Source organism: Streptomyces sp. WZ-12 (assembly GCF_028898845.1).
Lineage (GTDB): Bacteria > Actinomycetota > Actinomycetes > Streptomycetales > Streptomycetaceae > Streptomyces.
Genome location: NZ_CP118574.1, coordinates 1,803,091 through 1,819,184, shown reverse-complemented (window position 1 = coordinate 1,819,184; position 16,094 = coordinate 1,803,091). Strand labels below are relative to the sequence as shown.

Genomic DNA, 16,094 nt, shown 5'->3' with positions numbered 1-16,094 from the left:
TCCGGATGTCCGGCGGCCGCTCCGTCGCCGCGGTCACCGACGCCGCCTTCGACCTGGCGCCGGGCGAATGCCTGGTCCTCGTCGGCGAGAGCGGCTGCGGCAAGTCCGTCCTGGCCTCCGCGCTCCTCGGACTGCTGCCCGGCAACGCCGAGGCAACCGGGACCGCGCACCTCGCCGACGCCCACGGCCCGACCGACCTGCTCGCCGCCTCCGAGGCCGAGCTCGCCCGGTCCGTCCGCGGCCGCCGGATCGGCCTGATCCCGCAGAGCCCGGCCGCCCACCTCACCCCCGTCCGCACCGTCCGTTCCCAACTGGAGGAGACCGTACGGGAGTTGACCGGAGCCCCGCGCGGCCCCGAGCTGCGCGCGGCCGCCGAACGGGCCGCGGAACGCGCCGCCTTCCCCGCCGACCACCTCGACCGCCATCCGCACCAGCTCTCCGGCGGCCTCGCCCAGCGCGCCGCCACCGCGCTCGCGCTGTCCGGCGACGCCCCGCTCCTGCTCGCCGACGAACCGACCACCGGCCTCGACCGCGACCTGGTCGACCGCACCGTCGACGAACTCCGCCGCCACCTCGCCGCACCGTCACGACCCGCCCCGTCCGCCCCCACCGGCGCCGGCCGCGCGCTGCTGATGATCACCCACGACCTCCGGGCGGCCGAGCGGATCGCCGACCGGGTCGCCGTGATGTACGCCGGCCGGATCGTCGAACTCGCCGACGCCCGACGGTTCTTCGGCGCCCCCGGCCCCCGCCACCCCTACGCCCGCGGCCTGCTGGACGCGCTGCCCGACCGCGCCTTCACCCCCATCCCCGGGATGCCGCCCGCACTCGGCGACCTGCCGGCCGGCTGCGCGTTCGCCGCCCGCTGCGACCGCGCCACCGACACCTGCGCGACGCTCCCCGCGCCGCGCGACGGCGTCGCCTGCCACCACCCGCTGCCGCCGGCGGCCCCGGTGCCGCCCGGGAGAGAGAGCTGACCGTGCTCGAACTGCGCGACATCACCGCGGGATACGACCGCGGCGCCCCCGTCGTCCGCGGCGCGTCCCTGACCCTCGCCCCGGGCGAGGCGGTCGGCCTGCTCGGCCCCAGCGGCTGCGGCAAGTCCACCCTCGCCCGGGTCGCCGCCCTGCTGCACCGCCCCGACGCCGGCACCGTCCTTCTGGACGGCACCCCCGCCGCCGGCTGGCGGCACCGCGCCCCCCGCGCCCAACGCACCGCCTTCGGCGTCGTCTTCCAACAGCCCCGGCTCTCCGCCGACCCCCGCCTGCGCCTCGCCGACCTCATCGCCGAACCGCTCCGCGCCACCGGCCGCAAGGCCGAAGTCCAAGACCGCCTGCGGGAGTTGGCGCCCGACGTCGGCCTCACCGACGACCTGCTCGCCCGCCGCCCGCACGAGGTCAGCGACGGGCAGTTGCAACGCGCCTGCCTGGCCCGCGCCCTGGTCCTCCGCCCCCGCTGGCTGATCTGCGACGAGATGACCGCGATGCTGGACGCCTCCACCACCGCCGCGCTCGTCGCCGTCGTCGAGTCCTACCGTGCGCGCAGCGGCGCCGGACTGCTCGCCGTCGGCCACGACCGGATGCTGCTCCGGCGCTGGTGCGACCGCGTCGTGAGCTGGGCGGAACTCGGCACGGAGGGCGGAATGCCGGGCACCGGCTGAGCGTTCCCCCCTACGATGGGCCGGCATGTGGTCCCTGGGGAGACAGGAGCGATCGTGACCGAAGTGGCACCTGTGACGACGGCGGCGGGCGCGGACGGGCCCTTCACCGTGCCGATCACCGTCCGCGGCTACGAGACCGACACCCAGGGGCACCTCAACCAGAGCGTCTACCTCCAGTACGCCGAGCACGCCCGCTGGTCCGCCCTCCAGGCCGCCGGCGTCCCGCAGAGCACGCTGGTCGCCCGCGGCATCGGCCCGGTGACCCTGGAGACCACCATCCGCTACCGCAGGGAACTGCGCGCCGGCGACGAGGTCGACGTCTCCTGCGCGTTCATCTGGCGCGGCGGCAAGGCCCGAGGCAAGACCTTCGTGATCGAGCAGAGCGTGCGCAAGGCCGACGGCACCCTCTCCGCCGAGATCAGCGCCGTCTGCGGACTCCTGGACCTCACCGAGCGCCACCTCGTCACCGACCCGCGGGCGACCCTGCGCGAACTGGCCACGCACCCCGGGGTGTTGGGGCTGGCGGAGGAGTAGGGGCGGCTCCGGGAAGGCCCCTGGGGGAGCGGCGAACGGATCCCGTAGGGGGTGCGCGGGCCCCCTCGGGGCCATCAACGGCCGGGCGGGGGCGGGGTATTCCCGTCGCGACACCACACAGGAGCGCGGCAGGGGCCGAGCCCGTCCCTCACCCCCGCTGCTCCACCACCCGCACCTCCGTACCCGCCGCCCGGACCGCCCGGATCTGGTCCGCCGGCAGGCCGTCATCGGTGATCAACAGGTCGAAGTCGGTCAGCGGCGCCAGCGCGTACAGGCCGTCCTTGCGGAACTTGGTGTGGTCGGCGACCAGCACCCGGCGCGCCGCGCTCGCCATCATCGCCCGCTTGACCAGCACCGTCTCCGGCGAGGTGTGATAGCAACGGCCCTTGGCGACGGCCGTCGTCGACAGGAACAGCACATCGGCCCGGTACGCCCGGACCGCGTCCGCGGTGTGCAGCCCCATGAACGCGTCATACGCCGGGAAGTACGCCCCGCCCAGCGTGATCAGCGAGATCCCCGGCTCCTTGGCCAGCGTGGTGATCGCCGGCAGCGAATTGGTCAGCACGGTCAACGGCGCGTGCTCGGGCATCTGGTGCGCCAGCATCAGACACGTCGTGCTGTCGTCCAGCATCACCGTCTGCCCCGGCACCAGCAGCTCGGCGGCGGACCGCGCCAACTGCTGCTTGGTCGCCGCCATGGTCGCCATGCGCTCCGCGACCGTCCCGTGGAACTGTGCCGACGGCAGTCCCGTCGCCCCGCCCCGCACCTTCCGCAACCACCCCTGCGCCTGGAGCGCGTCCAGATCCCGATGGGCGGTCATCAGACTGACCCCGAACTCGGCGGCCAGCTCCGAGGTCCGCACGAACCCCCGCGAGATCACCGACTCCCGGATGTGGCGCCGCCGTTCCTCCTGGGCCTCTATCCGGTCCATCGCCCCGTTCCCTCCGGTTCGCACCGCGGTCACCCGAGTGAAGGCGCCGCGTGATGTTCGCACGAATGTAACGCGGCGCCACGGGCCCGCGTGCCCGCCGAGGGCGGTTCCGCACCGACGCATCACGGCAGGTCGCCCCGGCAATGGGAAGATTCCGGTCACCCTTGACGCCCCTTTTACGCGGGCGGTTGCATCACCGCGTCGTCCACCGGCCGCGCGCCCCACCGCACCCCCCGCCGGCCCGGACCCACCCGCACCCGTCCCGCCGCAGAAGAAGGGGAGCTTCGATGACGAACCCTCCGCTGCCCGCGCCCCGCGCGCTCCTGACCCGCCTGGGCATCCCCCCGACGCTCGCCTGGGGCTACCTCGGCCTGCTCCTCTTCATGATCGGCGACGGCGTCGAGTCCGGATACCTCTCCCCGTACCTCATCGACCGCGGCGTCCCCGAACCCCGCGTCGCGCTCCTCTTCACCGTCTACGGCATCGCCGCCGCCCTCGCCGCCTGGCTCTCCGGCGTCCTCGCCGACCTGTGGGGACCGCGCCGCGTGATGTGGACCGGCCTCGCCCTCTGGGCCGCCTTCCAACTCCTCTTCCTCACCGCCGCCCTGCCGCTCAGCAGCTACCCGCTGATGCTCCTCGGCTACGGCCTGCGCGGCCTGGGCTACCCGCTCTTCGCCTACGGCTTCCTCGTCTGGATCGCCGGCGTCGCACCCCGCGCCCGCCTCGGCACCGCCATGGGCTGGTTCTGGTTCGCCTTCACCGGCGGCCTGCCCACCCTCGGCTCCCTCGTCGCCAGCGCCCTGATCCCGCACATCGGCGCCTACGCCACCCTCTGGTCCGCCCTGGTGCTGGTGGCCGCCGGCGGACTGCTCGCCCTCCTGCTGGTCCGCGACGAACAGGGCGCCCCGCGGCCGCGCGGCGCGGGCGAGGGCCCGCTGGCCACCCTCGTCGGCAGCGTCACCGTCCTGTGGCGCAACCCCCGGGTCGGCGCCGGCGCACTGGTCCGGGTCGTCAACACCGCCTCCCAGTTCGGCTTCTTCGTCATCCTGCCGGTGTACTTCACCAAGACCGTGGGGTTCTCCCTCACCCAGTGGCTGCACCTGCTCAGCGCGATGTTCGCCACCAACATCGTCGCCAACCTCGCGTTCGGCGCGCTCGGTGACCGCATCGGCTGGCGCGCCACCATCGCCTGGTGCGGCGGCGCCGGCTGCACCCTGAGCACCCTCCTGCTGTTCTACGTCCCCACTACGGCTGGCCCGAACTTCCCGCTCGCCCTCCTGGTCGCCGCGTGCTACGGCGCTACTCTGGCGGGATACGTACCGATATCAGCGTTGATGCCCTCCCTGGAGCCGCGGCACAAGGGACAGGCACTGGCGGCCCTCAACCTCGGCGCCGGCGCCAGCACCTTCGTCGGACCCGCCGTCGTCGCCGCCTTCGTCGGGCCACTCGGCGTCGAAGGGGTGGTCTGGATCTTCGCGGGGATGTACGCGGTGAGTTGCGTCCTCACCCTCTTCCTGAAACTGCCGGACGGGCCGGAACCGGCGGCGGCCGACCACGCCGCCGCACCGCACACCCACCCGGCCTCGGCGTGAAAGGACCCCGCTGATGTCCGTACTCACCATCGACGCCGGCACCACCGTCATCAAGTCCGTCGTCTTCGACGACCAGGGCAACGAGATCGCCGTCTCCCGCGTCGCCACCCACGTCACCCGCCCCCACCCCGGCTGGGCCGAACAGGACATGGACGCCGTCTGGCAGGCCGTCGTCCGCACCGTCCGCGAGGTCCTCACCGACCTCAACGACCCCGTCTGGCTGGTCTCGTTCACCGCCCAGGGCGACGGCGCCTGGCTGGTCGACGACCACGGCCGCCCCACCGGCCCCGCCATCCTCTGGTCCGACGGCCGCGCCGGCGACCTGCTCACCACCTGGCAGCGCGACGGCCTCCTCGAAGCCGCCTTCCGCCGCAACGGCTCACTGACCTGCGCCGGCATGCCCAACGCCCTCTTCGCCTGGCTCGCCGCCCACGACCCCGACCGGCTCGCCCGCTCCACCACCTCCCTCACCGCCGCCGGCTGGCTCTTCCTCCGCCTCACCGGCGTCCGCGCCACCGACGAATCCGACGCCTCCGCCCCCTTCCTCGACCACACCACCGGCCAGTACGACCCCGCCATCCTGGAACTCTTCGGCCTCACCGCACACGCCCGGCTGCTCCCCACCGTCCTCGCCGAGGACCAGCGCATCGCCGAGCTCACCACCGACGCCGCCGCCCAACTCGGCCTGCCCGCCGGCCTCCCCGTCGTCATGGCCCCCTACGACATCGCCGCCACCGCCCGCGGCGTCGGCGTCGTCAACCCCGGCCAGGCATGCAGCATCCTCGGCACCACCCTGTGCACCGAGATCGTCCGCACCGGCATCGACACCAGCGGCGAACCCTCCGGCGTCCACATCGCCTACCGTGGCCGCGAACGCGTCCTGCGCGCCTTCCCCACCCTCAACGGCGCCGAGGTCCTCGGCTGGGCCGCCCGCCTCCTCCACCTCCCCGGCCCGCCCGAACTCGCCCGGCTCGCCTTCGAATCCGAACCCGGCGCCCACGGCCTGATGTTCCTGCCCTACCTCTCACCCGCCGGCGAACGCGCCCCCTTCCTCGACCCCGGCGCCCGCGGCTCCTTCTGGGGCCTGACCCTCGAACACACCCCCGCCGACCTCGCCCGCGCCGTCTTCGACGGACTCTCCCTCGTGCTGCGCGACTGCCTGACCGCCGCCCGCACCGACACAACCGAACTACGGCTGTGCGGTGGCGGCGCCAACAGCGACGCCTGGTGCGCCCTCATCGCCGACGCCACCGGCGTGCCCACCGCCCGCTCCGGCGACACCGAGATCGGCGCCAAGGGAGCGTTCCTCACCGGCCTGGTCCGCACCGGCGCCGCCAGCAGCATGCACCGCGCCGCCGACACCTACGTCCGCATGCAGCGCACCTGGCAACCCGACCCCGAACGCGCCGCCTTCTACGCCGCCCTGCACGACGACTTCCTCGCCTGGCGCGACCTGGCCCGCACCGCCGGCTGGCAGGGCGCCGCCACCCGCCGCCCGCGCCCCACCGCCCACCGCACCGACCGCACCCACCACCCCGCCGAGACCCCCGCCCCAGGAGGCATCCGTGTCTGACCCGCACGCCCCCGGTCCCACCGGCCCAGGACCCGCCCCCGACGACATCTGGCTCGGCCTCGACCTCGGCACCCAGAGCGCCCGTTGCCTCGCCGTCGACGGCACCGGCACCCTCCTGGCCACCGCCACCCGCCCGCTCACCAGCAAACGCACCGGCAACCGCCACGAACAGGACCCCACCGAGTGGTGGACCGCCCTCGCCGACGCCTGCCGCGAGGCCCTCACCGGCCTCGACACCAGCCGGATCCGGGCCCTGGCGATCGACGGCACCTCCGGCACCCTCCTCCTCACCGACCCCCACGGCACCCCCCTCACCCCCGGCCTGATGTACGACGACGGCCGCGCCACCGACCAGACCGACGCCATCAACGCCGCCGGCGCCGCCGTCTGGCAGGAACTCGGCTACCGCACCATGCCGCCCTCCTGGGCCCTGCCCAAACTCCGCTGGCTCCTGGAGCACGACCCCACCCTGCGCACCGGCACCCGCCTCCTGCACCAAGTCGACCTCATCACCTGGAAACTGGCCGGCCGTCAACTCCCCAGCGACGCCAGCCACGCCCTCAAGACCGGCTACCACCTCATCGCCGAACGCTGGCCCCACGACGTCACCGACCCCCTCGGCATCCCCGCCGACCTGCTGCCCGACGTCGTCCGCCCCGGCACCGCCCTCGGCACCGTGCACGCCGACGCCGCCCACGCCACCGGCATCCCCACCGGCACCACCATCGTCGCCGGCATGACCGACGGCTGCGCCGCCCAGATCGGCGCCGGCGCCCTCACCCCCGGCGCCTGGAACTCCGTCCTCGGCACCACCCTCGTCCTCAAAGGCAGCAGCGACCACCTCGTCCGCGACCCCGCCGGCGTCGTCTACTGCCACCGCGGCCCCGACGCCACCTGGCTCCCCGGCGGCGCCTCCGGCAGCGGCGCCGGCGTCATCTCCCAGTACTTCCACGGCGAGAACCTCGACGTCCTCACCGACCAGGCCGCCGCCCTCGACCCCGACGCCGTCGCCTACCCCCTGGTCTCCACCGGCGGCGAACGCTTCCCCTTCCACGCCCCCGAAGCCGAACCCTTCCTCCTCGGCGACATCCCCAACCGCGCCACCGAGTTCCACGCCTACCTCCTCGGCGTCGCCTGCCTCGAACGCCTCTGCTTCGACTACCTCGACCACCTCGGCGCCCCCACCGACGGCCCCCTCACCTTCACCGGCGGCGGCGCCCGTAACGCCTACTGGTGCCGCCTGCGCGCCGAAGTCCTCGGCCGCACCGTCCACGTCCCCGAACACGCCGAAGGCGCCCTCGGCATGGCCGTCCTCGCCGCCACCTCCTCCGGCGCCACCCTCGCCGAGGCCGCCGCCGCCATGGTCCGCCCCGGCACCGAGATCCGCCCCGCCCCCGACCGCACCACCCGCCACCTGCCCACCTACCGCCGCTTCGTCGACGAGCTCACCCACCGCGGCTGGCTCGACCCCGCCGTCGCCGACCACGCCCTCAGGAAGGCCACCTTGTGACCGACTTCCTCCTCGTCCGCCACGGCGAAACCATCTGGCACGCCGAGAACCGCTACGCCGGCCGCACCGACGTCCCGCTCACCGACCGCGGCCGCGAACAGGCCCGCACCCTCGCCCACTGGGCCACCACCGCCCACCTCACCGCCATCTGGAGCTCCCCCCTCTCCCGCGCCCGCCTCACCGCCGCCCCCGCCGCCGACGCCTGCGACCTCCCCCTCCACATCGACGAACGGCTCTACGAACTCGACTTCGGCCAGGGCGAGGGCCTCACCCGCGACGAGATGCGCGGGCGCTTCCCCCACCACCTGGCCGCCTTCCTCACCGACCCCGCCGACCACCACCTCCCCGGCGGCGAACACCCCCGCCACGCCGCCGAACGCGCCGCCGCCTGCCTCGCCGACCTCGCCCGCGACCACCCCCACGGCCGCATCCTGATCGTCGCCCACTCCACCCTCCTCCGGCTCCTCCTCTGCCACCTGCTGGGCATCCCGCTCGCCGCCTACCGCCGCACCTTCCCCCAACTCCACAACGGCGCCCTCACCGAGATCCGCATCGAGGACGAACACACCGCCCTGCTCCGCCTCAACGCCCCCGCCCTCACCGCGGCCCCCGCCCTGCCCTGACGACCACCACACCCCTCACCACCCCAACAACCCCACCGATCGCAGGAGAAGAACCCCGCATGACCACCACCGTCCTCGCCGCCGGCAACCACTTCATCCGCCCCGGCCTCTTCAGCGCCGCCGTCCGCAAGGCGGCCGGGGACACCCCCCTCGCGATACGCGAGCTCCAATTCGGCTGGCCACACACCCCGTTCGGACCCGTCGCCGAGGTCATCGAGGCATCCGGCACCGAGGACGACATGATCGAGGCCCTCCAGGGCGTCGAGATCTGCGTCACCGAACACGGCCCCCTCACCGCCCGCATCCTCGCCAACTGCCCCGACCTCAAGCTCTTCTGCACCAGCCGAGGCGGCCCCGTCAACGCCAACCTCGAAGCCGCCACCCGCCACGGCGTCGCCGTCTGCAACGCCCCCGGCCGCAACGCCACCGCCACCGCCGAACACACCCTCACCCTGCTGCTGGCCGCCGCCCGCGGCGTCGGCGACACCCACACCGACCTCCGCCGCGGCGTCTGGCGCGGCGACTACTACGACTACGACAACTGCGGCATCGAGATCGACGGCACCACCATCGGCCTGATCGGCTTCGGCGCCATCGGCAGCCGCGTCGCCAAGGTCCTGCGCGCCATGGGCGCCCACGTCCTCGTCCATGACCCCTATATCCGCCCCGAGGCCCTCGCCAGCCTCGCCGAACAGGTCCCCCTCGACGAACTCCTCACCCGCTCCCGCATCGTCTCCCTGCACGCCCGGGTCACCCCCGAGACCACCGGCATGATCGGCCGCGCCCAGATCGCCGCGATGCCCCGCGGCTCGATCCTCGTCAACTGCGCCCGCGGCGCCCTCCTCGACTACGACGCGGTCTGCGACGCCCTCGCCTCCGGCCAACTCGCCGGCGCCGGCTTCGACGTCTTCCCCGAAGAGCCCGTCCCCGCCGACTCCCGCCTCCTCACCGCCCCCGGCGTCGTCCTCACCCCGCACATCGCCGGCGGCAGCCAACAAGTCGCCCACAAGGCCGCCGACATCGCCGCCGCCGAGGTCGGCCGCTACCTCCGCGGCGAACCCCTCCGCCACCAGGCCAACGCCTAACACCCACGCGAACGAAAGCGCCGGACGGGCTGGAGGAAAATCCAGCCCGTCCGGCGCTTGAGGACCAACTCCGGGCGGAGCCCCGTGCGTCCGGACCGAACCGCCCGGACGCCGGCGCCCCGCGCGATCAGCGCTTACGCACCAACGGGAACGGCAGCGTCTCCCGGATCGACAGACCCGTCAGGAACATCACCAGCCGGTCCACGCCGATGCCCAGACCACCGGTCGGCGGCATCGCGTACTCCAGCGCCTGGAGGAAGTCCTCGTCCAACTCCATCGCCTCCGGGTCCCCGCCGGCCGCCAACAGCGACTGCGCGGTCAACCGCCGCCGCTGCTCGACCGGATCGGTCAACTCCGAGTACGCGGTGCCCAACTCGGTGCCGAACGCCACCAGGTCCCAACGCTCCGCCAACCGCGGATCCACCCGGTGCTGACGCGTCAACGGCGAGACGTCCGTGGGGAAGTCCTTGTAGAACGTCGGCAGCGTGGTCTTCTCCTCCACCAGCCGCTCGTACATCTCCAACACCACGTCGCCCCGACCCATCTCCGGGGTCACCGGCACCGAAGCGCCCAGACACAGCCTCCGCAGCACATCCGGCTCGGTATCGGCCGTCACCTCTTCCCCGAGCGCCTCGGAGATCGCGCCGTACACCGTCTTCACCGGCCAGACGCCCGAGATGTCGTGCTCGACCAACCGCCCGTTCTTGTCCGCCTTACGAGCGGTGGCGCTCCCGAACGCGGCGACCGCCGCACCCTGGATCAACTCCCGGGTCAGATTGAGCATCACGTCATAGTCGGCGAACGCCTGGTACGCCTCCAACATCGTGAACTCGGGGTTGTGCTTGTACGAGATGCCCTCGTTCCGGAACGTCCGCCCCATCTCGAAGACCTTCTCCATACCGCCCACACAGAGCCGCTTCAGATACAGCTCCGGCGCGATCCGCAGATACAGGTCCAGGTCGTAGGCGTTGATGTGGGTGTGGAACGGCCGGGCGTTGGCACCACCGTGGATCTGCTGGAGCATCGGCGTCTCGACCTCCAGGTAACCCCGGTCGATCAGCCCCTGCCGCAGCGCCTGCACCGCCGTGCTGCGCGCCCGCACGGTCTCCCGCGCCTCCGACGAGACCACCAGGTCCACATACCGCTGACGGACCCGCGCCTCCGGGTCGGACAGCCCCCGCCGCTTGTCCGGCAGCGGACGCAGACACTTCGCCGTCAGCCGCCACCCGGTGACGAACACCGTCAACTCGCCGCGGTCACTGGCCCCGACCTCGCCCTCGGCCTCCACATGGTCACCGAGATCCACATCCGTACCGAAACGGTCCAGCAACTCACCGGCGTCCCGCGTCAGCGCGATCTGCAGATCGCCCGACCAGTCCCGCAACTCCGCGAACAGCACCCCGCCGTGATCCCGGACCAGCAACACCCGCCCGGCCACCGTCACGGTCTTGCCGGTGCGCTCCCCGGCCGCCAGCCCCCGGTGCTCCTCGCGCACCTGACCCAGCGTGTGCGTCCGCTGCACGCCCACCGGATACGGGTCGACGCCCGTCTCCCGCAGCCGCTCCAACTTCTGGTGCCGCACCCGCACCTGCTCCGGCAGCGCCGCCAACTCCTGCGCGCGCCGCTCCTCTTCGGTGGCCGGCTCGGACGCCACCAGACCCAACTCGTCGAGCGACGGCAGACCCGCCGTGCTCGCCGGGGCCAACACCCGCTTCTTGTGCCCCTTGCCCCACAGCTTGCCCAGGCTCGGCACCGCCACGAAGCCCTCGGCGATACCCGAGGCCATACCGATCCGCGCCAGCGCACCGGCATCCGCGTAGCACAGGAACCGCGGGTACCACTCCGGGTGGTACTTCGAGTTCGAGCGGTACAGCGCCTCCAACTGCCACCAACGGGAGAAGAACAGCAGCAGCCGCCGCCAGACCTTCAACACCGGCCCGGCACCGATCCGGGAACCCTCCTCGAAGGCGGACCGGAACACCGCGAAGTTCAGCGAGATCCGGCGCACTCCCAGCGCCCCGGCCTGCGCACACACCTGCGCGACCATGTACTCCATCACGCCGTTCGGCGCACTGCGGTCGCGCCGCATCAGATCCAGCGAGATGCCGTCCTTGCCCCACGGCACGAACGACAGCAGCGCGATCATCCTGCCGTCGCTGTCGAACGCCTCCGCCAGCAGACAGTCACCGTCCTGCCCGTCCCCGAGCCGGTCCAGCGCCATCGAGAAGCCACGCTCGGTCTCGGTGTCCCGCCACGCGTCCGCCCGGTGGATGACCTCCTGCATCTCCGCGTCGGTCAGCTCCGCGTGACGCCGCACCCGGAACGTCGCACCGGTCCGCTGGACGCGGTTGACGGCCTGGCGGGTGACCCGCATGTCCCGGCCGTCCAGATCGAAGTTCGTCACCTGCAGGATCGCCTCGTCACCGAGCTGCAACGCACCCAGCCCGGCGCGCGCGAACGCCTTCGCGCCGTCCTCGCTCGCCCCCATGACCGCCGGCTGCCAGCCGTACCGACCGGCGACTTCCAGCCACGCATCAATGGCCGGACCCCACGCCTCCCGGTCACCGACCGGGTCACCACTGGCCAGACAGACACCGGCCTCGACCCGATACGTGACCGCGGCCTTGCCGCTGGGGGAGAAGACCACGGCCTTGTCGCGACGCGTGGCGAAGTAGCCGAGCGAGTCCTGACTGCCGTACTTCGACAGCAGCGCCCGGATCCGGGCCTCCTCGTCACCGTGCAGCGCGGCTTCCATCCGCTGCGAACGGAACAGTGCGGCGGCGGCGTTGAGCAGCGCCAGCGCGCCCAGCAGACCGAGCAGGGTGCCGATCCAGTGCGGCGGGTGCCCCTCGACGATCCGGCCGCCGACCAGCCCACCGCAGACGCGATTGGCCGCCCACAGCAGCCGGTTGCCGCCGCCGTGCTCCAGCGAACCGGGCACCAGCGACACCAGGCCCCAGCCGATCAGCACCGCGGTCACCAGACCGCCGACGAGCACCAACGCGGCCCGCAGGAACGCCCCGCGCCGGGTGATCGCGTAGAACTCCCGGTGCGACACCACCAACAGCACCAGCGCCCCGGCGCACAGCACCAGGGAGAAGCCGAACTCCCAGTACCCGGCGGCCAGGAACAGCGCGTCAGCGAGGACGTTCAACACCATGTACGCGGCCACGAACCACAGGGCCACCCGTTTCCGGGCGGTCATCGCCGCGGCCAGGAGGAAGAGGAACGCGGCGTAGGCGAAGTTCGGCGCCACCGGGATGGTGAGCGTGTCCAGCCAGTAGATCACTGAGTGGAGAGCGCGCCGAAGGGGCCCGATCAGCGCTGTCAGGGCACAGAAGAGCCCCAGCAAGCTGAAGATGATGGCAAAGCCATTGGGGACGCGGCGCCGGAAGCGTCGCCACCCCGTGAGTTGATCCTGGTCCTGCACGGTGCTCATTCCGTCACATTAGGCTCTGAAAGGGGTCGGCAGTCCAACACGAGGCGCGAGCTCCCCGCCTCCGTTCCACTGCCACTGCGACCGGCCGACCCGCCGGCCCCGCCCCCTGCGTTGTCTGTCCCTCGCGAGGAGGGTCGGGTGACCGCCACGGGGTCACCCACCTGGACCTTGCCATAAAGCCGGCGTAAGTCCGAGTCCGGGTGTGATGTACGCGTCAGAATCGAGGTCCGCCCGGACGGCCGGACTCCGACCCACGGTGAACCGCAGCCCGTAGTCCTTGGTGAAGAACCGCCCGCCGCCGGAGTCCACGCCATTCAGCTCGGCCCGCAGGGTCACCGCGGTGCCCGGCTTCCACGCCTGCTCCGGACGCCAGATGATCCGGTCCCGACCGCCGCGGGAGGTCTCCCACGTCCACCCGCCTTCGGTGCCGTTGTCCGTGGTCACCTCCAGTCGCCGCTCCACCGCCGCCCGGTTGCGCACCGGGAAGGCGAAGGTCAGCGTGATCGGATCGTCGGCGTCGACCACCTCGCCGTGCGGGCGCGGGCTGATCGTCAACCGGTTCCGCTTGACCACCTTCCCGGTCGTCAACGACTCCTTGGCCTCGCTCGTCCCGCCCTGCGGGCTCCTGGTCCGGGCGAGCACGGAGTACTTGGTGTCCGGCGCGGCCTTGGCCCGCGACGTCCACACCGTCCCGCCCTGACTGAACCCGCCGACCAACTGCCGCCCGCGCGGATCGGTCACCGTGACCTCGGTCAGCACCCCACCCTGCGCGCTCACCTGCAAACGGTCGCCGGCCTGTACCGTCGGCTGCCCGTCGGCCGAACCCAGCCCCACCCGCACCGGCCGCTCCTGGCTCGCCGAGGCCCGGGCCGCGTCGCACGCCGCGAGCGTGCCGACGCCGAGCACCGGCATCAGCACGAGGGCGACGCACAGCGACCGGGACGGCCTCAACGACCGGGCGTGGCTCAGGCTCATGGGGCGGGCTTTCCGTCGGGGGGTACGGGAGCGGCGGCAATGTCGGCCGCTAAGACGGTCAATCGCCGCACCACGTTGCGAGGGGTGGGGTGATCCATGCCACTTCTTTACCGGCGGTCGAGAAACCCCTCGAACGTGGCGCTCCGGTGCGGAAGTTGAGCCGGCCCGCAGTCCCCGCCCCGAACGCCGCCGTCGCGCCCCGGCGCCACCCCGCCCCGTAACCCGCAGTGATCACCCATTAGGAGCACCACGCCGCGAACCGCACATACCCCGAAATGCGCCAAACTGGCCACCGCTCGCCGCCCGTTCGGGCGCTGGTCGAGGAGGTGTTGTGTCCGTGGCCGTCTCCGTCTCCGTCATCCTCTTGTTGGTGGTCCTGATCGTGATCTTCCTGCGCAGCGGAAAGCTGAAGATCTCGCACGCCGTCGTGTGCGGACTGCTCGGCTTCTACCTCGCGGGCAGCAGCCTCGCCCCGGACATCCACCACGGCCTCGCCGGCGCCGCCGAGGTCGTCAGCAGCGTCCGCCCCTAGGTGCTCCCCTGACTCACCCCCGATAATCACCCTAGGTAGCAAAGTCCAGGAACGAACGACTCTCCGTAATCGTTGCCGAAACAAGGAAGAGCAAGCGGCGGCCGGCACGGACACCCGGCAGGCACCCGCCCGTCTCGCCCCGCTCATCTCGCCTCACCTGTCCTGGCCCATCTCACCTGCCCTGACCCATCACCGGTCCACCGCGCCGCCGCATCGGGCTCGCCTTCCGCCCCGCGCCGCCCAACGCCCCGCGCCGCCGCCTCGGTGGGCGCCTCGGTGGCCGACTCCACCGGCGGGGCCGACGCCTCAGCCGGTGGAGAAAACGCCCACCGCGTTGGCCACCCGGCGTTCCCTGCCGTCCGTGGGGTGGTTGCGGACCTGCTCCTCATCGTGCTGGTCGCGGGTGACGAAGGTCGAGGAGCCCCCGCCGTCGAGGTCCAGCGCGTCACGGGCGCCGAGGCGGACCATCAGGTCGGCCAGTTCGCGCACGGTGAGGCCGGTCTGGTGCTGGCCCTTCTCGCCGTCCAGGGCCATCAGGAGCAGGGTGCGGCCGTGGTGGGCGGTGCCGGCGGAGGTGCGCATCGTCACCGCGGCGGTGTCCAGGCCGCCCGCCGGGCGACCGTTGCGCAGGACCGGGAAGCCGCCGACGGCGCAGCGGAGTCGGCCCGGCAGGCGGGGGGCGAGCCGGTGGGCCAGGCGCACCCGTTGGCCGATGTGGAGCGTGCGCAGTCGACGGGCGCCCGCCTCGCGGCCGAGCAGGACGACCGAGCCCGGTTCGATCACGCCGGCGCCGGGGCGTTCGGCGGTCTCCGTCACGCGGCCGTTGCGGACCGTCACCTCGGCGGTGTCGGTGTCGCAGCCGGCGGCGCGGTCGGTGTCGGTGCCGCAGACCGCCCGTTTCCGGGACACCTGGCCCCATTGGGCGGTGTACGCGCCGATGCCGCCCTCCGGGAGCGCGTACTGGTTCAGGCCGCGCAGTGGCCAGGAGCCGTGGGGGGTGCGGATCGTGCCGTGCAGTGTCAGTCGGTCCAGGCGCGCGCGGTGGTCGTAGCCGACGCCGAGCACGTCCTCGGTGGTGGCGCCGGGTGGAAGGGCGGGGCCGAAGCGTTGGCCGTTGGGGACCGCGGCCTTGAGCTCCCGCCCGGAGGACACCGCGGGGCCGACCGAGGAGCCGGTGGCCTCGACCCCGGGGTGCTGGGCCTCGGAGATGTTGAAGAAGTCGCCGTTGACCGCCCCGACCGCGTCCCGCTCCCCGGCCAGTTCGGACACCCGGGTGCGGGCGGCGACGGCGGCCGGGTGGAGCAGGTCCACCGTGACCGCCGGAGCGGACAGGTCCACGGTCAGCAGGTGCCCGTGGACGAGGCCGCGCGGCAGTGGCATGCGGAATTCGGTGTAGGTCACCCCGGGCGCCAGTCGCAACGGGGTGGATCGGGTGAGGCCGTCGTCCGCGGCGTTCGCCCGTGTCGTGCCGGCGGCGGCGCCACCGACCAGGACGCCCCAGGCGACGGCGACCGCCGTCACCGTTCGGGCCTTGCTCAACCGCTGTTTCACATCAGCCCCCTGACGTTGCGTCAACTGTCCCAGGCGGTGGCGGTGGTGCTGTGGCCCGCGGATGGCGGAGTGCCGAACATCCGCGGAAC

Annotated in this window: 13 protein-coding genes; 9 read left to right on the top strand and 4 right to left on the bottom strand. The window is 72.9% G+C overall.

Annotation, left to right across the window (positions count from 1 at the left end; all coding sequences use genetic code 11):
• The first annotated feature begins 5 nt into the window (after nt 1-5).
• Genes PV796_RS07815 through PV796_RS07805 form a run of 3 tightly spaced genes read left to right on the top strand, consistent with a single transcriptional unit; the run spans nt 6 to nt 2,194 of the window.
• Nucleotides 6-977 (top strand): ABC transporter ATP-binding protein, encoded by a 972-nt coding sequence (locus tag PV796_RS07815; RefSeq protein WP_274918902.1) that lies wholly within the window; start codon nt 6-8, stop codon nt 975-977.
• A 2-nt stretch (nt 978-979) separates the two neighbouring features.
• A complete protein-coding gene (locus PV796_RS07810) occupies nt 980-1,660 on the top strand; it encodes an ABC transporter ATP-binding protein (RefSeq protein WP_274912191.1) in 681 nt (226 codons plus the stop codon).
• Nucleotides 1,661-1,714: 54 nt separating this feature from the next.
• A complete protein-coding gene (locus tag PV796_RS07805) occupies nt 1,715-2,194 on the top strand; it encodes an acyl-CoA thioesterase (protein WP_274912190.1) in 480 nt (159 codons plus the stop codon).
• Nucleotides 2,195-2,342: 148 nt separating this feature from the next.
• On the opposite strand, the gene PV796_RS07800 is transcribed toward PV796_RS07805, so the two are convergent.
• Nucleotides 2,343-3,125 carry a DeoR/GlpR family DNA-binding transcription regulator gene (locus PV796_RS07800; RefSeq protein ID WP_274912189.1) on the bottom strand — a complete coding sequence of 261 codons (783 nt, stop codon included), beginning with the start codon at nt 3,123-3,125 and terminating at the stop codon, nt 2,343-2,345.
• A 287-nt stretch (nt 3,126-3,412) separates the two neighbouring features.
• Here PV796_RS07800 and PV796_RS07795 point away from each other — a divergent pair, with 287 nt between their 5' ends.
• Genes PV796_RS07795 through PV796_RS07775 form a run of 5 tightly spaced genes read left to right on the top strand, consistent with a single transcriptional unit; the run spans nt 3,413 to nt 9,508 of the window.
• Nucleotides 3,413-4,717 carry an MFS transporter gene (locus tag PV796_RS07795; protein WP_274912188.1) on the top strand — a complete coding sequence of 435 codons (1,305 nt, stop codon included), beginning with the start codon at nt 3,413-3,415 and terminating at the stop codon, nt 4,715-4,717.
• A 13-nt stretch (nt 4,718-4,730) separates the two neighbouring features.
• Complete coding sequence (locus PV796_RS07790; protein WP_274912187.1) at nt 4,731-6,290, top strand: FGGY-family carbohydrate kinase; 1,560 nt, start codon at nt 4,731-4,733, stop codon at nt 6,288-6,290.
• Nucleotides 6,283-7,800 carry an FGGY-family carbohydrate kinase gene (locus PV796_RS07785; protein ID WP_274912186.1) on the top strand — a complete coding sequence of 506 codons (1,518 nt, stop codon included), beginning with the start codon at nt 6,283-6,285 and terminating at the stop codon, nt 7,798-7,800. Before PV796_RS07790 ends, PV796_RS07785 begins: the two co-directional genes overlap by 8 nt.
• The gene (locus PV796_RS07780) at nt 7,797-8,423 is read left to right on the top strand and encodes a histidine phosphatase family protein (protein ID WP_274912185.1); all 627 of its coding nucleotides are present in this window, start codon (nt 7,797-7,799) and stop codon (nt 8,421-8,423) included. The genes PV796_RS07785 and PV796_RS07780 overlap by 4 nt, the downstream gene beginning before the upstream one ends.
• 59 nt (nt 8,424-8,482) lie before the next feature.
• A complete protein-coding gene (locus PV796_RS07775; RefSeq protein WP_274912184.1) occupies nt 8,483-9,508 on the top strand; it encodes a 2-hydroxyacid dehydrogenase in 1,026 nt (341 codons plus the stop codon).
• A gap of 127 nt (nt 9,509-9,635) precedes the next feature.
• Here the strand turns inward: PV796_RS07775 and lysX are convergent, their stop codons facing one another.
• Both lysX and PV796_RS07765 read right to left on the bottom strand, forming a co-directional pair.
• Nucleotides 9,636-12,947 (bottom strand): bifunctional lysylphosphatidylglycerol synthetase/lysine--tRNA ligase LysX, encoded by a 3,312-nt coding sequence (gene lysX / locus PV796_RS07770; RefSeq protein ID WP_274912183.1) that lies wholly within the window; start codon nt 12,945-12,947, stop codon nt 9,636-9,638.
• Nucleotides 12,948-13,100: 153 nt separating this feature from the next.
• Entirely contained in the window at nt 13,101-13,922 is an 822-nt protein-coding gene (locus PV796_RS07765; RefSeq protein ID WP_274912182.1) for an Ig-like domain-containing protein, read from the bottom strand.
• A gap of 337 nt (nt 13,923-14,259) precedes the next feature.
• Here PV796_RS07765 and PV796_RS07760 point away from each other — a divergent pair, with 337 nt between their 5' ends.
• Entirely contained in the window at nt 14,260-14,454 is a 195-nt protein-coding gene (locus PV796_RS07760; protein ID WP_274918901.1) for a hypothetical protein, read from the top strand.
• Nucleotides 14,455-14,760: 306 nt separating this feature from the next.
• Here the strand turns inward: PV796_RS07760 and PV796_RS07755 are convergent, their stop codons facing one another.
• Nucleotides 14,761-16,005 (bottom strand): phosphodiester glycosidase family protein, encoded by a 1,245-nt coding sequence (locus PV796_RS07755; protein WP_274912181.1) that lies wholly within the window; start codon nt 16,003-16,005, stop codon nt 14,761-14,763.
• Nucleotides 16,006-16,094 lie beyond the last annotated feature (89 nt).

Coding starts and splice junctions, on each gene's coding strand:
- PV796_RS07795 (WP_274912188.1), top strand. CDS start 3,413: ATGACGAACCCTCCGCTGCCCGCGCCCCGCGCGCTCCTGACCCGCCTG.
- PV796_RS07815 (WP_274918902.1), top strand. CDS start 6: ATGTCCGGCGGCCGCTCCGTCGCCGCGGTCACCGACGCCGCCTTCGAC.
- lysX (WP_274912183.1), bottom strand. CDS start 12,947: ATGAGCACCGTGCAGGACCAGGATCAACTCACGGGGTGGCGACGCTTC.
- PV796_RS07790 (WP_274912187.1), top strand. CDS start 4,731: ATGTCCGTACTCACCATCGACGCCGGCACCACCGTCATCAAGTCCGTC.
- PV796_RS07765 (WP_274912182.1), bottom strand. CDS start 13,922: ATGAGCCTGAGCCACGCCCGGTCGTTGAGGCCGTCCCGGTCGCTGTGC.
- PV796_RS07800 (WP_274912189.1), bottom strand. CDS start 3,125: ATGGACCGGATAGAGGCCCAGGAGGAACGGCGGCGCCACATCCGGGAG.
- PV796_RS07775 (WP_274912184.1), top strand. CDS start 8,483: ATGACCACCACCGTCCTCGCCGCCGGCAACCACTTCATCCGCCCCGGC.